Raw genomic sequence first — 3,295 nt, 5'->3', positions numbered from 1 at the left:
TCTCTGTGGAGAGACCTAAGACCGGAGATAAATTACGATGTTTGCAACAATTGCTTGAACTGTTGGCTTCACTGTCCCGAGGGAGCGATAAAAAGAAGGGGGAGAGTTGAGATAAACTACGAATTCTGCAAGGGCTGTTTGATCTGCTACGAGGTTTGTCCGAAAAGTGCTATCACCTTTTCCGAGGAGGTGGTCGCATGATTATTACCGGAAATCAAGCTGCCGCTCTGGCTGCGAAGAATGCAAAGGTAAGAGTTGTCGCAGCATATCCGATAACTCCAGCCACACCGGTTCTTGAGGAGATCGCAAAAATGATCGAAGCGGGAGAGATGAGAGCACGACTAATTCTCGTTGAGTCGGAGCATTCTGCAATGGCTGCTTGCATTGGAGCTTCATTAGCTGGAGCAAGATGCTTCACAGCCACCTCAAGCCACGGCTTGGCTTACATGCACGAAATGCTTCACTTCGCAACGAACTCAAGAGCGCCGGTTGTCATGGCTGTGGCAAACAGAGCTATCGGACCGGGATGGAACATATGGGCTGACTTGAGCGACAGCATTTCCCAAAGAGATACGGGTTGGCTGCAGTTTTACTGCGAAGACAATCAGGAAATCTATGACAGCGTAGTGATGGCTTACAGAGTTGTGGAAAGCGAGGGCGTTTTGCTTCCGGCGATGGTGTGTTACGATGGTTTTGTTCTTTCTCACATGGCTATGCCGGTTGAAATTACCGATGTTAGCGAGTTTATCGAGGACTTCAGCTTACCTTCGGTAATCGATTTTGAAAATCCGACAACTTTCGGCAACATCTTGTCTCCAGATTACTTCATGAAGTTGAGGAAGGAGGTATTCGAAGCCCATTTAAGAGCCCTCAAGGTTATGAAAAAGATCGAAAAAGAGTTTTACGAATTTTCCGGAAGGTACACACCTTTAGTCATCGAAAACTACCGTTTGGAAGATGCTGATGTTGCGATAGTTGCGATGGGAGCGATAGCTTCTGAAGCCAAGGTGGCTGTAGATAGTTTGAGGGAAAAAGGTGTTAGGGTTGGTTTGCTCAGGATCAAGTCTTTCAGACCATTCCCCAAAAAGGAGATCGTTAAAGCTTTGAAAGATTTGGAGAAAGTCTACGTTTTCGATCGAGCCGGCAGTCCTGGATGTGAAGGACAGCTGTTTTCCGAGTTGAAATCAGCTCTCTTCGATCTCAAATCCCCTCCAGAAGTTTACGGAAAAATAGTCGGTTTGGGCGGAAGAGATGTCACCTACAGAACTTTCGAGAAAGTCCTTCTTGAGAGAATTTCTGACGAATGGATTTTGGAGGTGGTAGTTTGAGAATTTCCGAGTTGCCCGAGGAGGAGTTCCTTCTCCCCGGAAACGCAGCCTGTCACGGATGTTCATCGACTCTATGCCTTAGAGTAGTTTTGAAAGCCCTTGGGAAAAGAACAGTCCTCGTAATCCCGGCAAGCTGCTCCTCGGTTTATCAGGGAATGTTTCCGAAGTCTGCAATAGCGGTTCCGGTAATAAACACAGCCTTTGCCTCAGCTGCTGCAACAGCTTCAGGTGTGAAGGCGGCTCTCCTTGAAAGAGGTGTAGATGCTGATGTCGTTGTCTGGGCTGGAGACGGTGGAACTTACGATATAGGATTGCAATCTCTCTCCGGAGCTGCCGAAAGGGGGGAGGATATGATATACATCTGCTACAACAACGAGATGTACTCAAACACCGGCGTTCAGAGGAGTGGGGCTACACCATACGGAGCTTGGACGAACACAACTTTGAGTGGAAAAAAGGAGCATAGAAAGGATGTTGCCGAAATAATGATTTCTCACGGAGCTTCCTATGTCGCCACAGCTTCAGCTGGCTATTTACTCGACCTCTACAAAAAGGTTAGGAGAGCGAGAAAAATTAGCGGGTTTAGGTACATAGAAATACTCACCCCATGCCCTCCCGGCTGGAAGTTTCCGATGAGCAAGAGCGTTGAAATTGCCAAGCTTGCAGTAGAAACGGGAATGTGGATTCTCTACGAATACGAAGAAGGCAAGATTAAATTGACGGGAGTTAGTAAAGCCATTGCTGAAGGAAAAAGGAGAAGAAAAAGAGTTGAGGAGTATTTGTTCTCTCAGGGCAGATTTTCCCACCTCTCGTCAGAAGATGTTTTTGAGATTGAGAGGTGGATCGAGGATAGGTGGAGGAGAATTTTGGGGAGGAATGTTTATGCAGCTCCAGCAGAGTTTTATGTTTGAGTTGATGGAGAAGGATGATTTCGAGGAGGTAATTTTCTTTCAGGATAAGAAGTGCGGTCTAAAATCGATAGTTGCAATTCACGACACAACCCTTGGACCCGCTTTGGGCGGAACGAGAATATGGAACTATAAGAGCGAAGTTGAAGCTCTTAAAGACGTTCTAAATCTCGCAAAGGCTATGACGTTGAAAGCTGCGGCAGCCGGATTAAATTTCGGCGGAGGAAAGGCTGTAATAATCGGAGACCCGAAAAGGGTGAAAAGTGAAGTTTTGCTGAGGAGCTACGGAAGATTCATCCAATCTCTGGGAGGTAGGTTTATAACAGGTGAAGATGTTGGAACGACTGTAGAGGATGTAAGAATAATGAAAGTTGAAACAGACTACGTCACAGGAGTTGAACTCGATCCGTCTCCTTTCACAGCCTACGGAGTTTTCCACGGAATGAGAGCTTGTTTGGAACACGTTTTCGGAGATGGCTCATTTGAAGGAATTCACGTGGCTGTTCAGGGGGTTGGGAAAGTTGGGAGTGTGCTTGTGAAGCTTTTGTTAGAGAACGGAGCCGAAGTTACATTTACGGACATAAACCCAGAAAATGTTGAAGAATTCAGAAAGCTCGGAGCCGAGTACGTTGAACCGAACAGAATTTACTCCGTAAAATGCGACATCTTCTCTCCCTGTGCTTTGGGTGGCGTGATAAACGACGAGACGATCCCAAAGCTCAGATGCAAAATTGTCGCCGGAGCTGCCAACAACCAGCTTGAAAATGAATGGCATGCTGAAGAACTTGCCAAGAGAGAAATTCTGTACGCTCCGGACTTCATAATCAACGCCGGAGGATTAATTACCGTCGCTACGGAATACGTGTGCAGAAAGGAGAATAAGAGCGTTAACGAGAAGTTTCTTAAAAAAGAGATCGAGGGAATAAAAAAGAGGCTCGAAGAGATCTTCAAGATTTCCGAAGAGATTTTGGATTCATCTGGAAGGCAAATTTCCACCCACAAAGCTGCTGAGATGTGGGCGGCTGACAGAATCAGAAATTTGAGGGAGATGAAAAGAAT

4 protein-coding genes are annotated in these 3,295 nt (G+C 46.3%); all 4 read left to right on the top strand.

Annotated elements, in window-relative coordinates; translation table 11 throughout:
* The coding region (locus tag F7C14_RS07915) for a 4Fe-4S binding protein (protein WP_367114350.1) at positions 1-201 on the top strand (201 nt) is incomplete at its 5' end.
* Positions 198-1,328: a transketolase C-terminal domain-containing protein gene (locus F7C14_RS07910; RefSeq protein WP_290901653.1), complete on the top strand. Its 1,131-nt coding sequence runs from the start codon at positions 198-200 to the stop codon at positions 1,326-1,328. The genes F7C14_RS07915 and F7C14_RS07910, both read left to right, overlap by 4 nt.
* The gene (locus F7C14_RS07905) at positions 1,325-2,239 is read left to right on the top strand and encodes a 3-methyl-2-oxobutanoate dehydrogenase subunit beta (RefSeq protein ID WP_290901650.1); all 915 of its coding nucleotides are present in this window, start codon (positions 1,325-1,327) and stop codon (positions 2,237-2,239) included. The genes F7C14_RS07910 and F7C14_RS07905 overlap by 4 nt, the downstream gene beginning before the upstream one ends.
* Positions 2,211-3,295: Glu/Leu/Phe/Val dehydrogenase dimerization domain-containing protein (locus F7C14_RS07900; RefSeq protein WP_290901648.1), on the top strand; the 1,085-nt coding region annotated here is incomplete at its 3' end. The genes F7C14_RS07905 and F7C14_RS07900, both read left to right, overlap by 29 nt.

The organism is Ferroglobus sp., from assembly GCF_015521575.1.
GTDB lineage: Archaea > Halobacteriota > Archaeoglobi > Archaeoglobales > Archaeoglobaceae > Ferroglobus.
This window is presented reverse-complemented; position numbering and strand designations above follow the sequence as displayed.